Annotated in this window: 20 protein-coding genes; 9 read left to right on the forward strand and 11 right to left on the reverse strand. The window is 68.2% G+C overall.

Features of this window, described 5'->3' with window-relative positions; all coding sequences use genetic code 11:
* Positions 1–59 precede the first annotated feature (59 nt).
* Genes LKO27_RS06560 through galK form a run of 3 tightly spaced genes read left to right on the forward strand, consistent with a single transcriptional unit; the run spans position 60 to position 5,260 of the window.
* Positions 60–3,890: a multifunctional oxoglutarate decarboxylase/oxoglutarate dehydrogenase thiamine pyrophosphate-binding subunit/dihydrolipoyllysine-residue succinyltransferase subunit gene (locus tag LKO27_RS06560; protein WP_370629953.1), complete on the forward strand. Its 3,831-nt coding sequence runs from the start codon at positions 60–62 to the stop codon at positions 3,888–3,890.
* A gap of 3 nt (positions 3,891–3,893) precedes the next feature.
* Positions 3,894–4,070 carry a DUF6104 family protein gene (locus tag LKO27_RS06565; RefSeq protein WP_227736331.1) on the forward strand — a complete coding sequence of 59 codons (177 nt, stop codon included), beginning with the start codon at positions 3,894–3,896 and terminating at the stop codon, positions 4,068–4,070.
* Positions 4,071–4,102: 32 nt separating this feature from the next.
* The gene (gene galK, locus LKO27_RS06570) at positions 4,103–5,260 is read left to right on the forward strand and encodes a galactokinase (RefSeq protein WP_227736333.1); all 1,158 of its coding nucleotides are present in this window, start codon (positions 4,103–4,105) and stop codon (positions 5,258–5,260) included.
* A gap of 9 nt (positions 5,261–5,269) precedes the next feature.
* Here the strand turns inward: galK and LKO27_RS06575 are convergent, their stop codons facing one another.
* Positions 5,270–5,641: a hypothetical protein gene (locus LKO27_RS06575; RefSeq protein ID WP_227736335.1), complete on the reverse strand. Its 372-nt coding sequence runs from the start codon at positions 5,639–5,641 to the stop codon at positions 5,270–5,272.
* A 208-nt stretch (positions 5,642–5,849) separates the two neighbouring features.
* Here LKO27_RS06575 and LKO27_RS06580 point away from each other — a divergent pair, with 208 nt between their 5' ends.
* Positions 5,850–6,101: a WhiB family transcriptional regulator gene (locus tag LKO27_RS06580; RefSeq protein WP_227736337.1), complete on the forward strand. Its 252-nt coding sequence runs from the start codon at positions 5,850–5,852 to the stop codon at positions 6,099–6,101.
* A 10-nt stretch (positions 6,102–6,111) separates the two neighbouring features.
* Here the strand turns inward: LKO27_RS06580 and LKO27_RS06585 are convergent, their stop codons facing one another.
* Positions 6,112–7,542 carry a sensor histidine kinase gene (locus LKO27_RS06585; RefSeq protein WP_227736338.1) on the reverse strand — a complete coding sequence of 477 codons (1,431 nt, stop codon included), beginning with the start codon at positions 7,540–7,542 and terminating at the stop codon, positions 6,112–6,114.
* 115 nt (positions 7,543–7,657) lie between these two features.
* On the opposite strand from LKO27_RS06585, the gene LKO27_RS15540 reads away from it, so the two are divergent.
* Complete coding sequence (locus LKO27_RS15540; protein ID WP_370629986.1) at positions 7,658–7,732, forward strand: 50S ribosomal protein bL37; 75 nt, start codon at positions 7,658–7,660, stop codon at positions 7,730–7,732.
* Between the two features lie 54 nt (positions 7,733–7,786).
* On the opposite strand, the gene LKO27_RS06590 is transcribed toward LKO27_RS15540, so the two are convergent.
* The 3 genes from LKO27_RS06590 to LKO27_RS06600 form a co-directional block, all read right to left on the reverse strand.
* Entirely contained in the window at positions 7,787–8,059 is a 273-nt protein-coding gene (locus LKO27_RS06590) for a zf-HC2 domain-containing protein (protein WP_227736340.1), read from the reverse strand.
* Positions 8,059–8,688 (reverse strand): sigma-70 family RNA polymerase sigma factor, encoded by a 630-nt coding sequence (locus LKO27_RS06595; protein WP_227736342.1) that lies wholly within the window; start codon positions 8,686–8,688, stop codon positions 8,059–8,061. Before LKO27_RS06595 ends, LKO27_RS06590 begins: the two co-directional genes overlap by 1 nt.
* A gap of 117 nt (positions 8,689–8,805) precedes the next feature.
* On the reverse strand, positions 8,806–9,495 hold the full coding sequence (locus LKO27_RS06600) for an SOS response-associated peptidase (protein WP_227736344.1): 690 nt from the start codon (positions 9,493–9,495) through the stop codon (positions 8,806–8,808).
* 58 nt (positions 9,496–9,553) lie between these two features.
* Between LKO27_RS06600 and LKO27_RS06605 the strand changes: the two genes are divergently transcribed.
* The 4 genes from LKO27_RS06605 to hisN are packed head-to-tail and all read left to right on the forward strand — an operon-like array spanning position 9,554 to position 13,241.
* Entirely contained in the window at positions 9,554–10,168 is a 615-nt protein-coding gene (locus LKO27_RS06605; RefSeq protein WP_227736346.1) for a DoxX family protein, read from the forward strand.
* Positions 10,168–11,430, forward strand: a complete 1,263-nt coding sequence (gene aroA, locus LKO27_RS06610; RefSeq protein WP_227736349.1) for a 3-phosphoshikimate 1-carboxyvinyltransferase — start codon at positions 10,168–10,170, stop codon at positions 11,428–11,430. The genes LKO27_RS06605 and aroA overlap by 1 nt, the downstream gene beginning before the upstream one ends.
* Positions 11,430–12,410 carry a ribosome small subunit-dependent GTPase A gene (rsgA, locus tag LKO27_RS06615; RefSeq protein WP_227736350.1) on the forward strand — a complete coding sequence of 327 codons (981 nt, stop codon included), beginning with the start codon at positions 11,430–11,432 and terminating at the stop codon, positions 12,408–12,410. Before aroA ends, rsgA begins: the two co-directional genes overlap by 1 nt.
* 30 nt (positions 12,411–12,440) lie before the next feature.
* A complete protein-coding gene (gene hisN / locus LKO27_RS06620) occupies positions 12,441–13,241 on the forward strand; it encodes a histidinol-phosphatase (protein ID WP_227736352.1) in 801 nt (266 codons plus the stop codon).
* 23 nt (positions 13,242–13,264) lie between these two features.
* Here the strand turns inward: hisN and serA are convergent, their stop codons facing one another.
* The 6 genes from serA to LKO27_RS06650 are packed head-to-tail and all read right to left on the reverse strand — an operon-like array spanning position 13,265 to position 19,414.
* The gene (gene serA / locus LKO27_RS06625; protein ID WP_227736354.1) at positions 13,265–14,455 is read right to left on the reverse strand and encodes a phosphoglycerate dehydrogenase; all 1,191 of its coding nucleotides are present in this window, start codon (positions 14,453–14,455) and stop codon (positions 13,265–13,267) included.
* Between the two features lie 59 nt (positions 14,456–14,514).
* The gene (locus LKO27_RS06630; protein ID WP_227736356.1) at positions 14,515–15,294 is read right to left on the reverse strand and encodes an ABC transporter ATP-binding protein; all 780 of its coding nucleotides are present in this window, start codon (positions 15,292–15,294) and stop codon (positions 14,515–14,517) included.
* Positions 15,291–16,118, reverse strand: coding sequence for an ABC transporter ATP-binding protein (locus tag LKO27_RS06635; RefSeq protein WP_227736358.1), 828 nt, complete (start codon positions 16,116–16,118; stop codon positions 15,291–15,293). The genes LKO27_RS06630 and LKO27_RS06635 overlap by 4 nt, the downstream gene beginning before the upstream one ends.
* Positions 16,115–16,924: an ABC transporter permease gene (locus LKO27_RS06640; protein WP_370629954.1), complete on the reverse strand. Its 810-nt coding sequence runs from the start codon at positions 16,922–16,924 to the stop codon at positions 16,115–16,117. The genes LKO27_RS06635 and LKO27_RS06640 overlap by 4 nt, the downstream gene beginning before the upstream one ends.
* Positions 16,921–17,883, reverse strand: coding sequence for an ABC transporter permease (locus LKO27_RS06645; RefSeq protein WP_227736360.1), 963 nt, complete (start codon positions 17,881–17,883; stop codon positions 16,921–16,923). Before LKO27_RS06645 ends, LKO27_RS06640 begins: the two co-directional genes overlap by 4 nt.
* Positions 17,884–17,893: 10 nt before the next feature.
* Complete coding sequence (locus LKO27_RS06650; RefSeq protein WP_227736362.1) at positions 17,894–19,414, reverse strand: ABC transporter substrate-binding protein; 1,521 nt, start codon at positions 19,412–19,414, stop codon at positions 17,894–17,896.
* Between the last annotated feature and the right edge of the window lie 50 nt (positions 19,415–19,464).

The following is a 19,464-nucleotide window of genomic DNA, read 5'->3' on the forward strand; positions in this document are numbered from 1 at the left end:
GGGTAAGCTTCCCTATCGGGGGCAAAGCAGCTCGCAGTGACAACTCACAGAGGGGAATCGTGGCCCAGCCACTGGCACACATGTCATCAACGGATTCAAACGACGCATTCGGAGCCAACTCCTGGTTGATCGACGAGATGCGGGAGGCGTACGAGGAGGATCCGCAGTCGGTCGACGAGCAGTGGCGGGAGTTCTTCGCCACGGACACCACCGCGCCGACGACCACCGCGTCGACCACCACCACCGCACCGAAATCCGCCGCGAGGACCGCCGAGGTCGCCGCCCCTGCCCCCGAGCGCCCCGCACCCCAGAAGAAGTCAGACCCTGCCGCTGCGAAGCCTGAGCCAGCGGCACCCCAACAGCCGGTGGAGGCCGCGAAGCCCGCCGCCCAGCCGAAGCCGCAGGCCTCCGCCAACCGCGTCGAGACTGCCAAGCCCACCGTGGAGGCGCAGGACACTCCCAGCTCCGGCCCCGGCCTGTCGGCCAACGCCCCGAACCCGAGTCTCAGACCGGAGCCGAGCGCCGCCGCGCCGAAGTTCACCACCATGCGTGGCGCGCCCATGCGTACGGCCAAGAACATGGACGCCTCCCTCTCGGTCCCGACGGCGACCTCCGTGCGCAGCGTTCCGATGAAGCTCGTCATCGACCAGCGCACCATCATCAACAACTTCCTGCGCACCTCCAAGGGCGGCAAGGTCTCCTTCACGCACCTGATCGCCTACGCGATGGTCAAGGCGATCCGGGCAGTGCCCAGCATGAATGACGCCTACGACCTCGTCGACGGCAAACCCACCCACGTCCAGAACCCGAGCATCAACCTCGGCATCGCGATCGACGTGAAGAAGAAGGACGGCACCCGCCAGCTCCTGGTTCCCAACGTGAAGGGATGCGAATCCCTGAACTTCGCGCAGTTCTGGGCCGCCTACGAGGCCCTGGTGAAGCGCACCAGGGACGGTGAGCTGACCGTCGACGACTTCGCCGGCACCACCGCCTCCATCACGAACCCCGGCGGGATCGGCACCAACCACTCGGTTCCCCGCCTGATGACCGGGCAGGGCATGATCCTCGGCGTCGGGGCCATCGACTACCCCGCCGAGTTCCAGGGCACCTCCCTGTCGCGCATCACCGAACTGGGTGTCTCCAAGATCACGACCCTGACGTCCACCTACGACCACCGGGTCATCCAGGGAGCCCAGTCCGGCGAGTTCCTCAAGGAACTGCACGAGCTGCTCCTCGGCAAGGACAACTTCTACGACGAGGTCTTCGAGGCCCTGCGGATCCCCTACGAGCCGTTCCGGTGGTCCAGCGACGTCTCGGCGCACCGCGCCAGCCAGGTCACCAAGCACGGCCGGGTCCTGGAACTCATCGCGGCCTACCGCTCGCTGGGACACCTCGCGGCCGACACTGATCCGCTGGAGTACCGGCAGCGCTCCCACGAGGACCTGCGCCTGGAGACCCACGGGTTGTCCATCTGGGACCTGGACCGCGAGTTCGCCGTCGGCACGTTCGGCAACCAGGAGCGCGCCTACCTCACGCTCCGCGAGATCCTGAGCATCCTCCAGGACTCCTACACCCGCACCGTCGCCGTCGAGTACATGCACATCACCGACCCCGAACAGCGCCACTGGTTCCAGGAGCGCATGGAGGTGCCCCGCAAGGCGCTCACGCATGAAGAGCACATGCACGCCCTCGACAAGCTGAACGAGGCGGAGGTGTTCGAGACGTTCCTGCAGACCAAGTTCGTCGGCCAGAAGCGGTTCTCACTCGAGGGCGGCGAGTCCCTCATCGTCCTGCTGGACGAGATCTGCCAGCAGGCGGCCAACGACTCGGTCGACGAGGTCTGCATCGGCATGCCCCACCGCGGCCGCCTCAACGTGCTGGCCAACATCGTCGGGAAGAAGTACGCCCAGATCTTCCGGGAGTTCGACGGCTCTCTGGACCCGCGCAGCGGCACCGGAGACGTCAAGTACCACCTCGGGTCCGAGGGCTCGTTCGTGGCCACCAACGGGCGCACGATCAAGACGTCGGTGGCTGCCAACCCCTCCCACCTGGAGGCCGTGAATCCCGTCGTGATGGGCATCGCGCGCGCCAAGCAGGACGTCCTGGGTGCCGATGACTACCCGGTGCTGCCGCTGCTGCTCCACGGCGACGCCTCGTTCGCCGGTCAGGGGGTGGTGTTCGAGACGCTCCAGATGAGCCAGCTGCGCGGCTACAAGACCGGCGGCACCATCCACGTGGTGGTCAACAACCAGGTCGGTTTCACCACGGCGCCATCCGAGAGCCGGAGTTCCACCTACGCAACCGACGTCGCGAAGTCCATCTCCGCGCCGATCCTGCACATCAACGGTGACGATCCCGACTCGTGCATCCGCGCCGCCCGAATCGCCTTCGACTACCGTCAGAAGTTCCACAGGGACGTCGTGATCGACCTGGTCTGCTACCGGCGCCGTGGCCACAACGAGGGCGACGACCCGAGCTTCACCCAGCCCAAGATGTATGACCTGATCGAGCAGAAGCGCTCCGTGCGCCGCCTCTACACCGAGTCGCTGATCGGGCGCGGTGACATCTCCATGGCCGACGCCGAGGACGTCATGAACCGGTTCCGCAGCCGGCTCGAGAACGTGTTCAAGGAGGTGCGTGACGCCCGCAACAAGGACGTCCCGGACGACGACTACTCGCGGGTTCCCTACTACCCGAAGAAGCCGGAGCAGCGCCTCACGGAGATCACCCCGGAGGCGATGAGGCTCATCTCCCAGGTGCACACGGACCTGCCGGAGGGCTTCACCCCGCACCCGAAGGTGATGCCGCAGCTGGAGCGACGCGCGGACCAGATCCTCAACGGTCCCATCGACTGGGCCACTGCGGAGATCCTGGCCATCGGCTCCCTCCTCCTGGAGGAGCGTCCCGTGCGCCTGGCTGGTCAGGACTCCAGGCGCGGCACGTTCTCGCAGCGCTTCGCCGCAATCGTCGACCGCGTGACCAACGAAGCCTGGGTGCCCCTGAAGCACCTGTCCGAGAACCAGGCCACCTTCGACGTCTACGACTCGCTCCTCAGCGAGTACGCCGCGCTGGGCTTCGAGTACGGCTACTCGGTGGCCCGGCCGGATGCGCTGGTCCTGTGGGAGGCCCAGTTCGGCGACTTCGTCAACGGCGCCCAGATCATCATCGACGAGTTCGTCGCCTCCGGTCAGGCGAAATGGACCCAGAAGTCCGGCGTCGTCCTCCTCCTGCCGCACGGCTACGAGGGGCAGGGCCCGGACCACAGCTCCGCCCGCATCGAGCGTTTCCTGCAGCTGTGCGCCGAGAACGCCCTGGCCGTGTGCCAGCCGTCGACGGCGGCGAGCTACTTCCACCTCCTGCGCCAGCATGCTTACGTCAACTTCCACCGCCCCGTGGTGATCGCGACGCCCAAGTCCATGCTGCGCAGCAAGCAGGCCGCCTCGATGCCCGAGGAGTTCACCTCGGGCAGCTGGCGCCCGGCCCTGGACGACCCGACGATCAACGACCCGTCGCAGGTGGACAAGATCCTGCTGTGTTCGGGCAAGATCCGCTGGGAGCTGGTCAACTACCGCGAGAAGCACGGCTTCGAGGGGAAGGTCGCCATCATCCCACTGGAGCGGTTGTACCCGCTCCCGGGAGAGGAACTGGCCGAGATCCTGCAGCGCTACTCGCACGTCAGCGACATCCGCTTCGTCCAGGACGAGCCCGCGAACCAGGGACCTTGGCCGTTCCTTTCGTCCCATCTTCCGAACGCCGTGCGCAAGCACATCGACTTCGACCTGCAGATGACGCGGATCGCGCGTGGCTGGGCCTCGGCACCGTCGGTCGGTTCCCACAAGGTGCACCTGCAGCAGTCCGAGGAGCTCTACAGCCGCGCGTTCGGGGAGTAGCCGATGTACTTCACCGACCGCGGACTCGAGGAGCTCGAGGACCGTCGGGGCGACGAGACCGTGACGCTGGGCTGGCTGTCGGAGCAGCTGCGCACCTTCGTCGACCTCAACCCCGAATTCGAAACCGCAATCGACCGGCTGGGCTCCTGGCTCGCCCGGTTGGATGACCCGGAGGACTGATGGACCAGCCGTTGACAACCTCAGGAAGCCCGATGGGCACCGACCCTGAGGGGAGCTTCGATGCGCTCACGGCGCACTACCGCACGCTTGCCGGGGCGGATCCGGAAGGCCTGTGGTTCGCCCCTGGCCGGGTCAACCTGATCGGGGAACACACCGACTACAACGACGGCTTCGTGCTGCCCTTCGCCCTGGCACAGCGGGCGGTCGTCGCCGCAGGACGCCGGGACGACGGCCTCGTGGTGATGCACTCGGTCGAGCTCGACGACACCGTCACCGTCGGGATCGATGACCTCTCCCCCGGCGCCGACGGCTGGTCGGCCTACCTGGCCGGCGTCGTGTGGGCACTGCGGGAGTCGGGACACGAGGTGGGCGGCGTCACCCTGGCCCTCACCTCCGACGTCCCGCTCGGCGCCGGACTATCCAGTTCGGCCGCCATCGAGTGCGCCGTCGTGGCCGCGATGGTGGACCTGTTCGGGCTGGAGATCGAACCGATCGACCGGGCGAAACTGGCCCGGCTGGCCGAGAACGCCTACGTCGGAGCGCCGACGGGGCTGCTCGACCAGGCAGCCAGCACGCTGTGCCGTGCCGACGCCGGGCTGTTCCTCGACTGCCGTTCACTGGAGGGCTCTCTGGTGCCGCTGCCGATGACGGAGCAGGGACTGGAGGTACTGGTGCTGGACACGAAGACCCCACACAGTCACGTCGACGGCGAGTACGGGGCACGGCGCGCCACCTGCGAGGCTGCCGCGGCGAAGCTCGGGCTCCCGGCGCTGCGCGACATCACGGACCTCGATGCCGCACTCGCCGAACTCGACGACGAGGTGATGCGCAAGCGGGTGCGCCACGTCGTCACGGAGAACGCGAGGACCGAGGAGGCGTTCCGGGTGGCCACCGGGGGGCGGCTGGCCGACCTGGCCGGCCTGCTGGACGCCTCACACGAGTCCATGCGCCTCGACTACGAGATCACCGTCCCCACCGTTGACCTGGCGGTCGAGACGGCCCGCTCCGCGGGCGCCCTCGGCGCGCGCATGACCGGCGGCGGGTTCGGCGGGTGCATCATCGCGCTGTGCCACCTCGGGGCCGGTGACGGGATTGGCCAGGAGATCGCCAAGGCGTTCGCCACGGCCGGTCACGGTGCCCCGGAGTGGTTCATCGCCACACCGTCGCCCGGGGCGGGGCGTCTGGCCTAGCTCCGGAGACTACCGGGCGCTCCCCTGCCCACCGGGCTGGAGGGCGGCCCGGGTGGCGGGCAGGACCGCGGCGACCACCGTGATCGCAAACACGGCGACGCCCACCCCCGCGCCCACCTTCTGGGGCAGGTCACCCCCCTGGATGAGGTTCACGGCGATCGCGATGTGGAGCAGACCCGGCGCGACGATCAGTCCGCGCGCCAGCGGATGCCTGCGCCATCCCAGCCAGGCCCCGAAACAAACGAACAGTCCGTATGCGATGAGGAACCCTCCGATCCCCGCGCTGAAAACCGCGTGGTCCGAGGCGAGCGAAGCCACCCCGAATCCTACGATCACCAGCCCCGCCAGGGCAGCACCGACCACTGCGGTCCACAACGACATGGGGTGAGACGGGCCCGCTTCGGTTCGCATGCTGGTAATGTGCCCCAAGTGCTATCCCGAGGCAAACGGGACTCGCGCCACCCAATGTTCACAACTTCTCCCGTGCCGGGCACGCACTTGTTTATCTTGGTTACCGGGGGTAAGTTCTGTTCGCTTGCGTCCGAGCAGCCGCTCCGGACCCCACGATGCTGAAGGAGTGCCACACACGATGGATTGGCGCCACAAGGCTGCCTGCCTGACGGAAGACCCTGAACTGTTCTTCCCCGTAGGCAACACCGGCCCAGCACTCCAGCAGATCGAGGACGCGAAGAAGATCTGCCAGAGGTGTGAAGTCCGGGAGCAGTGCCTCGCCTGGGCTCTCGAGGCCGGCCAGGACCACGGCGTCTGGGGTGGCATGAGCGAGGACGAGCGTCGCGCCATCAAGCGCCGGGCCGCACGGTCCCGGCTCCGCAACAACTGACCCCGTAGCCTCAGAAGGTCAGCTTCAGACGGGCCCTCGTCCCCGGTCCGTCCTCCCTTGGGCCCAGTTCGAGCGTGCCGCCCAGATCGTTGATCAGGGTGGAGATGATCGCCAGCCCCAGGCTGGTCTGCTGCCCCAGCTCAAAGCCCTCCGGGAGCCCGGCGCCGTCGTCGAGCACGTCGACCGTCAGGTTCGGACCGACGCGCTGCGGCCGGACCTCGACCCTCCCGGACCCGCTCCCCAGCCCGTGCTCGATGGCGTTCTGGCACAGTTCGGTCAACACCATGGCCAGCGACGTCGCGGCCTCCGACGGCACCACCCCGAAGCTGGCGACCCGGCGTGCGTCCACCACCCCCGACGAGGCAGCTAGGTCACCGACCATGCGCAGGATCTTGTCGCAGATCTGGTCGAAGGCGACGTCGTCGTCGAAGCTGTGGCTCAGGGTGTCGTGCACGAGGGCGATGGACGACACCCTCCGGTTTGCGTCGCGCAGGGCCTCCTTGCCCTCGGGCGAGGTGAGCCGCCGCGACTGCATGCGCAGCAGCGCCGCCACCGTCTGCAGATTGTTCTTCACGCGATGGTGGATCTCGCGGATCGTCGCGTCCTTGGTGACCAGCATGCGGTCGCGACGGCGCAGGTCCGTGGTGTCCCGGCACAGCACGAGCATCCCCAGCGATTCGCCATGCACGTGCAGCGGAAGTAGCACGAACCTCATGGCCGAGCGGGCCCGTTCGATGTCGAAGACCACGCTGCGCTGCGCCCGTAGATCCGACATGACGGTCTGTCCGACCGTCTCGACGCCCTCCCACATCGTCTTGATGAGGTCCCCGAAGTTCTCACCCTCGATGTCGTGGTCCATCCCCATGCGCCGGAACGCGGTGACGGCATTCGGGGAGGCGTAGGTGATGGCGCCGTTCGGCTGGACCCGCACGACACCATCGCCGACCTTGGGCGCCAGTGCCTTGTCGCTCGGTGGGGAGAGCGGGAACTCGCCGACCATGATCATGCTGATCAGCACATCGGCGGCCTCCAGGTAGTTCTCCTCCAGCGCACCGGTGGCGCGCATGCCCATCTGGTTGGTGTGTTTCTCGAGGATCGCGATGCAGCGATCGCCCCGGACCACGGGGACGGCACAGACGTCGACGGGGATGCCGACGCTCAACTCGTTGTCGCTGGTCTCGGCGATCTCCCGGGTGAGGTAAGCGACGATGACGGGGTGGTCCGGCTCGAACTCCAGCACCTCCCCCGTGACGTCGTCCTCGAGGGCGGTCGGTCCGGTCACCGGCCGGATCTGCGCGACGCAGGTGAAGGTGTCGAACTCCTCATCGGGCAGCCACAGCAGCAGGTCCGAGAAGCTGAGGTCGGCCAAGAGGTGCCACTGTGCCACGAAAGCGTCCAGCCACTCGGTGTCGGACAGCTTCGCAACGTCTTCATTGGCCATGGCGCAACTCTGCCACGACAGGCCCGGGTGCCGCCTGCCCGGGTCTCCGGTTTCGCCCCGGGACGTCGTTCTGGCAGAATGGGGACGAATTTCCACAGAACTCTAGGAGACAGCCATGGGCAAGAGAGGCCGCAAGCGTCGCGACCGTCGCAGAAGCAAGGCAAACCACGGCAAGCGTCCCAACGCCTGACGAGAACACTGAAGCCCCCGCAGTCCTGCGGGGGCTTTTTTTCGTCCTGCTGGGTCAGCTCCTGCGGCGCAGGCTGATGCTGGAGATCCGGGCCGAGAGGTTGGCGGGGGCTTGGGAGGGCCTCTGGCTGCGCTGGATCATCTCCGTGATCGTCGTCTCGATCTCGAAGTTCTCCATACATCGCTCACAGGCGTGCAGGTGGTGCCGGATGAGGTCCGCGTCGGCCTCGCCGAGTTCGTTGTGGAGGAAGGCGTGAACCGACTGCAGGGCTCGGACACATTCGTCGAGCTCATCGTGGTCATGGTTCGACATGGCGGGGTCTGCCATCACCGCCCTCCTTCCGCACTGCGAGCGATGCCACGCTCCGCCGCGTAGTCGGCCAGCAGGTGGCGCAGTTGTGAGCGCCCGCGGTTCAGGCGGCTCATCACGGTGCCGATGGGGGTGCCCATGATCTCGGCGATCTCCTTGTAGGAGAACCCCTCCACGTCCGACAGGTACACCGCCAGGCGGAAGTTGTCGGGCAGCTGGGCCATCGCCTCGGTGACTGCCTGGTCCGGCGTCTGGTCGAGCGCCTCCATCTCGGCGGAGCGGAGCCCGGTGGAGTGGTGCGAGGCCGCCCGCGCCAGCTGCCAGTCCTCCACCTCTGCGTCGGCGCTGGTCTGTGGTGAGCGCTTGGCCTTGCGGTACTGGTTGATGTAGGTGTTGGTGAGGATCCGGTACAGCCAGGCCTTCAGGTTCGTTCCGGGCGTGAAGGTCCGATAGGCCTGGAATGCCTTGGCGTAGGCCTCCTGGACGACGTCCTCAGCGTCGGCCGGGTTCCTGGTCATCCTGAGGGCGGCCGAGTACAGGCGGTCAAGATGGCTCAGGGCCTCGGTCTCGAACGCGGCGACAGCGTCGGCCTCGGATGCCTGCGCATCCTCGACCGAGACTGTCTTGCCGGTTGCCTCGATGTTCATCAGGTAGGAGGATACCTCCGACCAACCGAACGTTCCCAACCGGCCCGGGCTTTGAGCTGTCGTGACCATGCCAGCACAACGCGGGCGGGCGGTTGCATATTCCCGCGCCCCAAGCACTCAACCGACGGGCTCGACCAGCCCCGGTCCGTCGTTGCCGACGGTGTTGACGGCGCGGGAGACCTTGCGCGGTACCAGGTCCGTGATCGGGCTGAGCAGGCCGTGGACCCGCTCGACGTCCTCAAGCGTCGGGTCCAGCCAGGCGTCGACGTCACCGACGGTCATCGGCATGCGGTCGTGCACCCATCCGGTCTCGTCGGTGGCCGACGTCGTGATGATGGACACGGTGGGGAGCCAGCCGTCGGGGCCCTTCCAGAACTCGTAGATGCCCGCCATGGACAGGGTCGGGGACTTCTCGGGGTGGAGGAAGTATGGCTGCTTCACGGCCCGGCCGCCCTCCTCCTCGGCGCGCCATTCGTAGTAGCCGATGGCGGGCAGGATGCAGCGACGGGCCGCGAACGCCTTCCGGAACGCCGGCTTGCTGGCCACTGTCTCGGAGCGGGCGTTGATCATCCGGGCGGCGCCCGAGGCGTCCTTGGACCAGCTCGGGACCAGGCCCCAACGCAGCCCGACGAGCTTCCGGACGGGTTCGCCGCCATCGACACGCTCCACGACCGCCGGCACCACGTCCGTGGGGGCGATGTTGTAGCGCGGTGCGCAGGCCTCGAGGCCGTCGTCGGTCACCAAGGAGATGTCGTAGGTCTCGATGAGCTCGTCCGGGTTGGCCGTGGCCGCATATCGTCCGCACATGCCCACCAATCTATGTCGGCACCGAGCCGACGGCCCCCGGTGTGGGTATCTTTGGCGCATGAGTTTCTTGCGCTTCATTGCCCGCAGCCTGGTCGCCAGCACGTTCATCGCCGACGGCATCAACAAGGTGAGGAACCCCGGTGAGTCCGCAGCCGACGCCGAGGACTTCACCAACCGCCTCACCCCGCTCGTCCAGCGCGTCGCACCCGCCGGCTACTCGTCCTGGGTGCCTGACAACGCCGAGAGCTGGGTCAAGGCCACCGGTGCCCTGCAGGTGGCCGGAGGAGTGATGTTCGCCACGGGGATCGGTCGCAGACTGGGAGCGCTGCTCCTGGCCAAGGCCAGCATTCTCGACATCGCCATCGCCCTGCCGTCGAAGGACGCCAGCAAGGCGGAGCGCCAGGCCGCGCGCCCGGAAGTGCTGACCAAGGCCGCGCTGCTCGGCAGCGCGCTGTTGGCTGCCCGGGACACCCAGGGAAAGCCGGGCCTGTCCTGGCGGGCCGGCCACACCATCGAGAAGGTGGAGAAGAAGGCCTCGCATGCCTCCGAAGAACTCACCGGACGCGCCAGGAAGGCCGCCAAGCGGGCACGCAAGGAAGCAGACCAGATCGCGAAGCGGGCGCGCAAGGAGACCAAGAAGGCCCGCAAGTCGCTGGAGTCCGTGATCTCCTGATGGCGCACCCGCTCCCCCACGCCCAGCAGCCGGTGACGGGGCGGGTCGTCGTGCCGGGCTCCAAGTCCGAGACCAACCGGGCGTTGGTGCTCGCCGCACTGGCCGACGGCCCCAGCCGCATCGTCGGCGCCCTGAAGTCGCGCGACAGCGAGCTCATGGTGGCCGCGCTCCGGGAACTGGGCACGGTCGTCACCCCCGACACCTCCGGGGCCCTCAACGTCATCCCACCCGCTGCTTTCCACGCGGCTGAAGGCGAGATCGACTGTGGGCTCGCGGGCACCGTCATGCGCTTCGTCCCGCCCATCGCGGCCCTCGCTGACGGAACCTCCCGATTCGTCGGAGACCCCCATGCGAGCGAACGACCCATGGCGGGGCTGCTGGAGGGCCTGCGTCAGCTCGGAGCCCGCGTGGACTCGGACCGGCTGCCCTTCACCGTCACCGGCCCTGCGGCGGGCGGCATCGAGGTGACCGTTGACGCGTCGCCCACCAGCCAGTACGTCTCGGGCCTCCTCCTGGTGGGTGCCCACCTCGAGGGCGGACTCACCCTCCGCCATGACGGGCGGGGCCTGCCGTCGCGTCCCCACATCGCGATGACGGTCCAGATGCTCCGCGACCGGGGCGTCGAGGTTGCCGAAGTCGACGACTCCACCTGGCGCGTCGCCCAAGGCCCGATCGCGGCCCGCGACACCCACATCGAACCCGACCTGACCAACGCGTCGGTGTTCCTCGCGGCGGCTGCTGTAACTGGCGGCAGCGTCACCATCCCGGGCTGGCCTGGCCAGAGCCTCCAGCCGGGCGCGCAGTTCCTCGAAGTGGCCGAACGAATGGGGGCCACCGTGGAGCGCGACGAGGACTCGGTCACGCTCACCGGCCCGGACCGGCTCCGGGCCGTCGACGTGGACCTCCACGCCGCCGCCGAGCTCACCCCCGTCGTGGCCGCCTTGGCGGCCCTGGCCGAGGGCCAGTCCCGGATCTCGGGGGTGGCCCACATCCGCGGCCACGAGACCGACCGGCTTCGCGCGCTCTCGACTGAGCTGGGCCGGCTGGGAATCGAAGCTTTAGAGACCGAGGACGGGCTGCTGGTGACCGGTGGGGCGGGTGAGGCCAGCGGCGCCTTCGAAACCTATGCGGACCACCGACTGGTGCACACCGCGGCGCTGCTTGCGCTGAAGGTCCCCGGGATCACAGTGACTGACCTGGAGTGCGTGGGCAAGACCATGCCCGACTTCGCAACCGACTGGGCAGCACTGGTCACTCGGTGATGGCACACGGCGGGATCCACGACGACGAACACGCGGCCTTCGAGCGTCCACGCAAGCGCAGCCGTCCCCGGACCAAGGAGCGCCCGAGCTACGACGACGCACCCACCGCCCACGTCGTGACCGTGGACCGCGGCCGCTACCGCTGCCGCATCCCTGGCGGTGCTCTGGTGAGCGCCACCAGGGCCCGGGTCATCTCGCGCAAGGGGATCATCGTCGGCGACGTCGTGACACTCGACGGCGACACCTCCGGCGACGAGGGCACGCTGGCCCGGATCGTGGAGGTGGCGCCGCGCAGGACCATGCTGCGCCGTAGCGCCGACGACGCAGACACCTTCGAGCGCCCCATCGTCGCCAACGCGGACCAGCTCATGATCGTCACGGCCCTGGCGGACCCGCCGCCGCGGATGGGCATGATCGACAGGATCCTCGTCGCCGCCTTCGATGCCGGGGTGGCTCCCATCCTCTGCCTGACGAAGGCCGACCTGGCCAGCCCCGATGAACTCATCGCTGCCTACGAGCCGCTCGGTGTCCCAATCGTCGTCACCCGACCGGGGATGGACCTCGACCCCGTTCACGACATCCTGAGCGACCACGCCACGGTCTTCGTCGGCCACTCCGGGGTCGGGAAGTCCACTCTGGTGAACGCGCTGGTTCCCGAGGCGCACCGCGCAACCGGGGAGGTCAGCGATCTCACCGGGAAGGGCCGGCACACGTCGACCTCAGCGATGGCCATCGAACTGCCACAGGGCGGCTGGATCATCGACACCCCCGGCGTGCGCTCCTTCGGGATCAGCCATGTCAGGCCCGAGTCCTTCGTGGGGGCGTTCCCGGACCTGGCGGAGTTCACGGCCGACTGCCCGCGTGGCTGCAAGCACACCACCGACTCGGTGCAGTGCGGCCTGGACCAGGCCGTGGCCGAGGGCAGGCTGGACGCGACCAGACTCGCGTCGTTCCGCCGCATGGAGCGCGCCTTCTCCTAGCTCGGGGTGCAGGTTCGCTAGGTTGGGTCCATGGCCCAAACGCGATCCCTCACCGACGACGTCAGGTTGATGCACGTCATGGCCGACGATGCCGACTCCCTCTCGATGAGCAGGTTCCAGGCGCTCGACCTGCGCTTCTCCAGCAAACCGGACAACACCCCGGTCACCGAAGCCGACACCGCCGTCGAGGAGGCCATCCGTCGCACCCTGTCACGGACCCGCCCCAGGGACGCTGTGCACGGTGAGGAATTCGCCGACACAGGCGACTCCAACCGGCGCTGGATCATCGACCCGATCGACGGGACGAAGAACTACCTGCGCGGGGTTCCCGTGTGGGCGACGCTGATCGCGCTCGAGGAGGACGGCCAGATCGTGGCCGGGATCGTATCCGCCCCCGCCCTGGCACGCCGCTGGTGGGCCAGCGCCGGCGGAGGCGCGTTCACCGGGAAGTCCATCATGAAGCCCAAGGAGATCCGCGTCAGCCGCGTGGCGCAACTGGGGGACGCCTCGATGTCCTACTCGGAGATGTCGGAGTGGGTCGACTCCGGCCGCGGGCAGGGCTTCGTCGACCTGATGCGGCAGACCTGGCGCACCCGGGCCTACGGCGACTTCTGGAGCTACATGCTCGTGGCCGAGGGCGCCGTCGACATCGCGTGCGAGCCGGACCTCGAGCTCTACGACATGGCGGCGCTCGACATCATCGTCCGGGAGGCGGGTGGACGCTTCACCAACCTCGACGGCGTCCCCGGCCCCGCCGGCCCCGGGGCACTGGCCACCAACGGCCAGCTCCACGACGTCGCCATGGAGATCCTGGCGGCCCCCACGGACTAGGAGGGCCGCCGGACGCCCGCGGCTCAGAGGATGCGGACCCGCTTGGTCTCCCCCAGTGCCTGCAGTTCGGCCAGCAGGCCGTCGTAGTGCTCCCCGGAGATGTCGGTGATCGCGTAGCCCAGTTCGCCGCGCGTCGCCAGGGTCTGCGATCCGATGTTCATGTTGTGGTTGGCCAGGGCGGAGTTCAGGCGGGCCATCACACCGGGGACGTTCTGGTGCAGGTGGACCACCCGTTGTGCGGTCGGCTCGCCAGCGGCCACCTCGGGCAGGTTCACCGACATCGAGGTCACACCGAGGTTGTCGTAGTCGGCCAGCTTGTTCGCCACGAACCGGCCGATGTCCTCCTGCGCCTCGAGCGTCGACCCACCGATGTGCGGGGTCAGGATCACGTTTGGCATCCCCCGGAGCTTGGAGACGAACTCCTCGCCCTTGGCCTTCGGTTCGTTGGGGTAGACGTCGAGGGCCGCACCCGCGAGGTGTCCGCTCTCCAGCGCCTCGTGCAGCGCGTCCAGGTCGACGACCTTGCCGCGGCAGAGGTTCAGGAACAGCGAACGCGGGCGCATCATGGCGAACTGCTCGGCACCGAAGAGGCCGTTGTTGCTGGAGCGTCCGTCCACGTGCAGCGAGATCGTCTCGCAGACCTCCAGGAGTTCCTCCAGGGATCCGACTCGCTTGGCGTTGCCCAGCGCAAGCTTGTCCGCGACGTCGTAGAAGTAGACGTGCATGCCGAGCGCCTCGGCCACGATCGAGAGCTGCGCCCCGATGTTGCCGTAGCCGACGATGCCCAGCGTGCGGCCGCGCACCTCGTGGGACCCGATTGCAGACTTGTCCCAGATGCCGGCGTGCATGTCGCGGTTGCGGTCGGTGAGGTGGCGCGCCAGCGCGATGATCTCACCGATCACCAGCTCCACGACGGAGCGGGTGTTGGAGTACGGGGCGTTGAAGACAGCCACTGATTGCTCCGACGCGGCCGCCAGGTCGATCTGGTTGGTGCCGATGCAGAAGGCACCGATGGCGCTCAGCTGCGGGGAGGCTTCCAGCACCCGGCGGGTCACGTTCGTGCGGGACCGGATGCCCAGCATGTCGACACCGTCGAGGGCCTCGATCAGCTCGTCCTCGCTCAGCGCACCGTGCGCGGTCTCGATCTCGTAGCCGCGGTTTCCCAGCAGGCGGACGGCTTCGGAGTGGATGTTCTCAAGCAACAGGATCTTCACAGGCGCGGAGTCTACTCCGCGCCAGTGGCCGTCCTCCCGGACGGACGCGGTGACGGACACTAGACCGGCAGGGTGGCCGCGAGCAGCTCCCGCGTGTACGGGTGCGTGGGATTACGGAAGAGGTCCGAAGTGAAACCCGTTTCCACCACGGTGCCGCGTTCCACCACCACCACCCTGTCGCAGAGGTGCTTCACGATCGCGAGGTCGTGGGAGACCAGCACCAGCCCGAGTCCCCGTTCGCTGACAGCGTCAGAGAGCAGGTTGAGGACCTGGGCCCGCACGGAGACGTCCAGCGCCGAGACCGGCTCGTCGGCGATCAGGACCTGCGGTTCGCTCACCAAGGCCCGCGCCATGGCCACCCGCTGGCGTTGCCCTCCGGAGAGCTGGTGGGGGTACCGCGACATCAGGGACGCGTCCAGACCCACTGCTTCCAGCGCCGCAGCGACGGTGTCGTCGGAGTCCGGCGGCAGGCTGCCCCGGGCCCGGAGCAGCGGGGACCGCAGCGGTTCGGAGACGATGCCGCGCAGGTCCATCCTGGGGTTGAGCGACGAGTTCGGGTCCTGGAACACCATCGACACCGCGCTGCGCAGCGGCGCGAGTTCACGCTCGGGCAGGCCGTCGATGCGGGTCCCGGCGAACAGCACCTCACCCCGGCTGGGCCGGACCAGGCCGAGCAGAGCGCGGGCGATCGTGGTCTTTCCGGACCCCGAGCCCCCGACCACCCCCACGCGCTCCCCCGCGCTGACGGTGAGGTCCACGTCGCGGATGGCGCTGAACGGCCTCCCCCGACGACGGTAGGTGACCTCGACGCCACGCAGTTCGAGCAATGGCCCGGTCATGTCTCGAGCCCCCGGTAGTAGTCGGCGACGGTGGGGAGCCGCTCGCCCGGCGGGACATCGGCGATCCTGGCCGAGGCAATGAGCCCACGCGTGTACGGATGCGAGGGGTTCGCGATGACCTCCTCGATCGGCCCGGTCTCGACGATTCGTCCCTCCAGCATCACCGCCACCCGCTGGCACACCCGGCGCACCACACCCAGGTCGTGGGAGACGAACAGGCAGGCGCGGCCCTTGAGCTCGGCGTCGAGGAGATCGAGGATCTGGCGCTGGACGAGGACGTCGAGCGCCGTGGTGGGTTCGTCGCAGATGACCAGCCCCGGACGGTTCGCGAGTGCCATGGCCACCAGGGCGCGCTGTCTCTGCCCCCCTGAGAGCTCGTGGGGGTAGGAGTCCGCGATGCGCTCTGGGTCCAGGATGCCGACGCGGTCCAGCCACGCCAGGACCTCGGAACGGATGCCGCCGTGGCGCTCGCCATGGTGGAGTGCAACGACTTCTCCCACCTGGCGACCCACCTTCATCGTCGGGTCCAGCGCCGTCATCGGCTCTTGAAAGATCATTGAGATCTCCTCGCCCCGGAGTTCCCGGAGCCTCCGCTCGGGCATGCCCACCAGTTCCCGGCCCTCGAGCCGGATCGATCCCGAGACCTGGGCGGTCTCGGGCAGCAGCCCGATCACCGCCAGACTCGTGACGGACTTGCCCGAACCCGACTGGCCGATGATGCCGAGCCGCTCGTCGGGCTCCAACTGGAACGACACGTGGTCCACCGCCACCCGGCGTCGGCGTCCGAAGCTGACGGTGAGGTCCTCGACCTCCAGGTACGTCATGCGAGCTCCCGGAGCCGGGGGTCCAGGAAGTCGCGCAGACCGTCGCCGAGCAGGTTGAACCCGGCGGTCGCCAGCGCGATGGCAAGGCCGGGCCACAGTGCGATGATCGGCGCGTTGAACAGTTGGTCCTGCGCCTCCCGCAGCATCCGTCCCCAGGTCGGCTCGTCGGGACCGGACCCGAGGCCGAGGTAGGACAGGCCTGCCTCGGCGAGGATCGCGAGGCCGACACTGACCGAGGCCTGCACCCCCAGCACCGGCGCGATGTTGGGCAGCACGTGACGCAGGGCCACCTGGAACCTGGGGGTGCCGGACAACCTGGCGGCCTCGACGTAGCCCTGGCTCATCACCTGCATGGTGGCCGCACGCGCGATCCGCACGAAGGCGGGCACCGTCGCGATCGCGATCGCCGCCATCGCGGTCCAGGTCGAACCACCCACGGCCGCGGCGAAGAGGATGGCCAGAAGCAGCGCCGGGAAGCCGTACAGGACGTCGGTTGCCCTGGCTAGCAGTTCACCGAACCAGCCCCGGGACATTCCGGACACGATGCCCACGGGGATCCCGACGGCGGCGGCACCCAGCACGGAGACCACACCCACCAGGAGACAGCGCTTGGCGCCCGCGATGATCCGCGACGCGATGTCGGCGCCGAACCCGTCGGTTCCCATCACGAACGGCCAGCCGGGCGGCTCCAGCCGGGGACCCACCAGAGCGTTCGGGTCGTACGGTGTCCAGAAAAGTCCGACGACGGAGACCACCACCAGGGCGATGATGAGGGTCCCGCCCACCAGCAGGTTGGAGTGCTTCACGCCACGTCCCCCGCTCGCCGTATGCGGGGATCGAGCACCTGGTAGGTCATGTCCACCACGAAGTTGATCGTCAGCACCGCGGCCACCAGGAGTAGAACCACTCCCTGCACCACGACGAGGTCACGCTGCGACACCGCCAGCAACAGGCGCGAGCCCAGCCCCTGCATGGCGAAGACCTGCTCGATGATGATGGCACCGACGAGGACCGTGGCCAGCTGCAGACCCACCACCGTCAGCAGGGACATGGCGACGTTGCGGGTGCCGTGCCGCCACAGGGCGCCGGTGCGGGACCAGCCGACCGATCTCGCGGTGCGGAACCAGTCCTCCCCGAGCACCTCGACGACGGCGCTGCGGACGTAGCGGGACAGCAGGCTGGCCTGCACTATTGCCAGGGAGGTCACCGGCAGGACCAGGTGCCAGGCCCAGAGCGCGGGATCATCCCAGAAGCTCACGTAACCACCGGCTGGGAACCACCGCAGCTGCACCGCGAAGATGATGACCAGCCAGATCCCTGCCCAGAACGCCGGAACCGCAAGCCCCACCTGGGACAGCGCGGAGACGGCCAGGCCGCTGGCGTGCCGACGTCGCAGGGCGGCGATCGTCCCCATCGGCACCGCCAGCGCGATCGCGAGCAGCATTCCAGAGACGGTCAGCGAGACCGAGACCTCCAGCCTGGGCGCGATCAGGCCCATCACGTCGCGGCCCGAGATCATCGACGTTCCCAGGTCCCCCCGCACCACGCCGCTGATCCACTCCAGGTACCGCACGGCCAGCGGCCGGTTCAGGCCCAGACGTTCCCGCAGCGCATCGACGTCGCCGGGGGCCGCGTTGGTACCGAGGATGACCTGGGCGATGTCTCCGGGCAACGCGTTGGTGGCGAGGAAGATCAGGACCGACGCCGCGAGGAGGCTGGCCACCAGCCCGGCCACTCGAAGCCCCAGGGAGCGCAGCAGGTTCACACTCGTTGTTCTACCGGCTCGTGGCAACCGCTGTCAGGTCGATCGACAGACTGGCGGCGTTGACGGGGATGCCCGAGACCTCCTTCGTGGTCACGACGATGTTGGGCAGCAGGAACAGCCAGTCGGCCGCGGCGTCCTCGGTCAGCAGGCGCGCGGCCTCCCGCATCCCGTCGACGTAGGCCTCCTCCGTCGGGGCCGAGTCTGCTTCCTCGAGAGCCTCGGCGAAAGCCGGGTTGTCGTAGGCCCAGTAGTAGTCGGGATTGGCGAACTGGCCGATGTCGCGGGGCTCGACGTGCGCGACGATCGTCATGTCGTAGTCCTTGTTGGTGAAGACCTCCTGGAGCCAGGCTCCGAACTCGAGTTCCTCGACCTGCACCGTGATGCCGACGGCGCCCAGTTGCGACGCGATCACGCGCGCCGAGTTGGGCCCGTAGGGAACGGTGGGCACCCGGAGCCGAAGGGTGAGGCCCGAGGCGTAACCCGCCTCGGCGAGAAGTTCGCGGGCCTGCTCCGGGTCATAGTCGTAGTAGTCAACCAGGTCCTCCTCGAACCACGGGTCGAACGGAGGAACCATCGAGCCGATCAGTGCCCCCTTGCCACCCCACACCGTGTCGAGCAGCGCGCGCCGGTCGATGGCGTGGTTGATCGCCTGCCGCACCTCCAGCACCGAGAGGGCCTCGTTGGTGTGGTTGAAGCCGAGCACGACCTCGCCGTGTGTCAGGCCCTCCGTGACGGTGAAGCGCTCCTCGTCCTCGAACAGGTCGAGGGACTCTGGAATGGTGAGGTTGGAGATGGCGTCGAGCTGGCCCGAGACCATCGCGGTGTTCATGGCGTTGGCGTCGGCGTAGTACCTGAAGACCACCCCGTCCACTCTGGGACCGGTGCCCCAGTACTCCGGGTTGGCCGCGAGAGTGATGCTCGCGCCGGTGTCCCAGGACTCGAACACATAGGGCCCGGAGCCGGCTGGCTCGGTGTTCAGGGTCTCGAACCCGGCCGGATCGTAGACGATGCCGGCGGGGCCGCTCATCTGGTAGAGCCAGCCGTGGCTCACCCGGTCCAGCGTCACCACGAGGGTGTCGTCGTCCTCCGCCTCGACCGATGCCACGGGCTCGAATCCGTTTCGCACGAGGCTGACGATGTCATCGCCCTCCATGGCCCGTTCGAAGGACTGGACCACGGCGTCGGCGGTCACCTGCGTGCCGCTGGCGAATCTGGCGTTCGGGTCGAGCTGGAAGGTGTAGACGAGGTTGTCCTCAGACACGCTCCACCCGAGCGCCAGCAGCGGCCGCAGCTTGTTGTCGGAGTCCAGGCGCACCAGCGTCTCATACACGTTGTACAGCAGCACGTACGACGTCCCGGCGCCGCTGACCGTCGAGGGATCCAACCCGGTGGGCTCCAGCGTGGCGCCGATGTTCAGCGTCACAGGCTCCGGCTCGCCCGGGAGCTGATCCGGCCTGGTGCAACCGGCGAGCACCATGGCGAGGACCACCAGGAGGCCTGACAGTGCAGCGATGCGACGACGAGGGTTCATGTGGTTCCTATGCAGCAGGTGTGCGGATCGCCGCCAATCCTATCCTGCGG

The sequence above is a fragment of the Tessaracoccus sp. OS52 genome (genome assembly GCF_020687685.1).
Classification (GTDB): Bacteria; Actinomycetota; Actinomycetes; order Propionibacteriales; family Propionibacteriaceae; genus Arachnia.

Bases quoted from the DNA above. Each gene is read 5' to 3' on its own strand.
- LKO27_RS06565 (WP_227736331.1), top strand. From the start codon at position 3,894: ATGTACTTCACCGACCGCGGACTCGAGGAGCTCGAGGACCGTCGGGGC.
- galK (WP_227736333.1), top strand. From the start codon at position 4,103: ATGGGCACCGACCCTGAGGGGAGCTTCGATGCGCTCACGGCGCACTAC.
- LKO27_RS06575 (WP_227736335.1), bottom strand. From the start codon at position 5,641: ATGTCGTTGTGGACCGCAGTGGTCGGTGCTGCCCTGGCGGGGCTGGTG.
- LKO27_RS06580 (WP_227736337.1), top strand. From the start codon at position 5,850: ATGGATTGGCGCCACAAGGCTGCCTGCCTGACGGAAGACCCTGAACTG.
- LKO27_RS06585 (WP_227736338.1), bottom strand. From the start codon at position 7,542: ATGGCCAATGAAGACGTTGCGAAGCTGTCCGACACCGAGTGGCTGGAC.
- LKO27_RS06590 (WP_227736340.1), bottom strand. From the start codon at position 8,059: ATGGCAGACCCCGCCATGTCGAACCATGACCACGATGAGCTCGACGAA.
- LKO27_RS06595 (WP_227736342.1), bottom strand. From the start codon at position 8,688: ATGAACATCGAGGCAACCGGCAAGACAGTCTCGGTCGAGGATGCGCAG.
- LKO27_RS06600 (WP_227736344.1), bottom strand. From the start codon at position 9,495: ATGTGCGGACGATATGCGGCCACGGCCAACCCGGACGAGCTCATCGAG.
- LKO27_RS06605 (WP_227736346.1), top strand. From the start codon at position 9,554: ATGAGTTTCTTGCGCTTCATTGCCCGCAGCCTGGTCGCCAGCACGTTC.
- aroA (WP_227736349.1), top strand. From the start codon at position 10,168: ATGGCGCACCCGCTCCCCCACGCCCAGCAGCCGGTGACGGGGCGGGTC.
- rsgA (WP_227736350.1), top strand. From the start codon at position 11,430: ATGGCACACGGCGGGATCCACGACGACGAACACGCGGCCTTCGAGCGT.
- hisN (WP_227736352.1), top strand. From the start codon at position 12,441: ATGGCCCAAACGCGATCCCTCACCGACGACGTCAGGTTGATGCACGTC.
- LKO27_RS06630 (WP_227736356.1), bottom strand. From the start codon at position 15,294: ATGACCGGGCCATTGCTCGAACTGCGTGGCGTCGAGGTCACCTACCGT.
- LKO27_RS06635 (WP_227736358.1), bottom strand. From the start codon at position 16,118: ATGACGTACCTGGAGGTCGAGGACCTCACCGTCAGCTTCGGACGCCGA.
- LKO27_RS06650 (WP_227736362.1), bottom strand. From the start codon at position 19,414: ATGAACCCTCGTCGTCGCATCGCTGCACTGTCAGGCCTCCTGGTGGTC.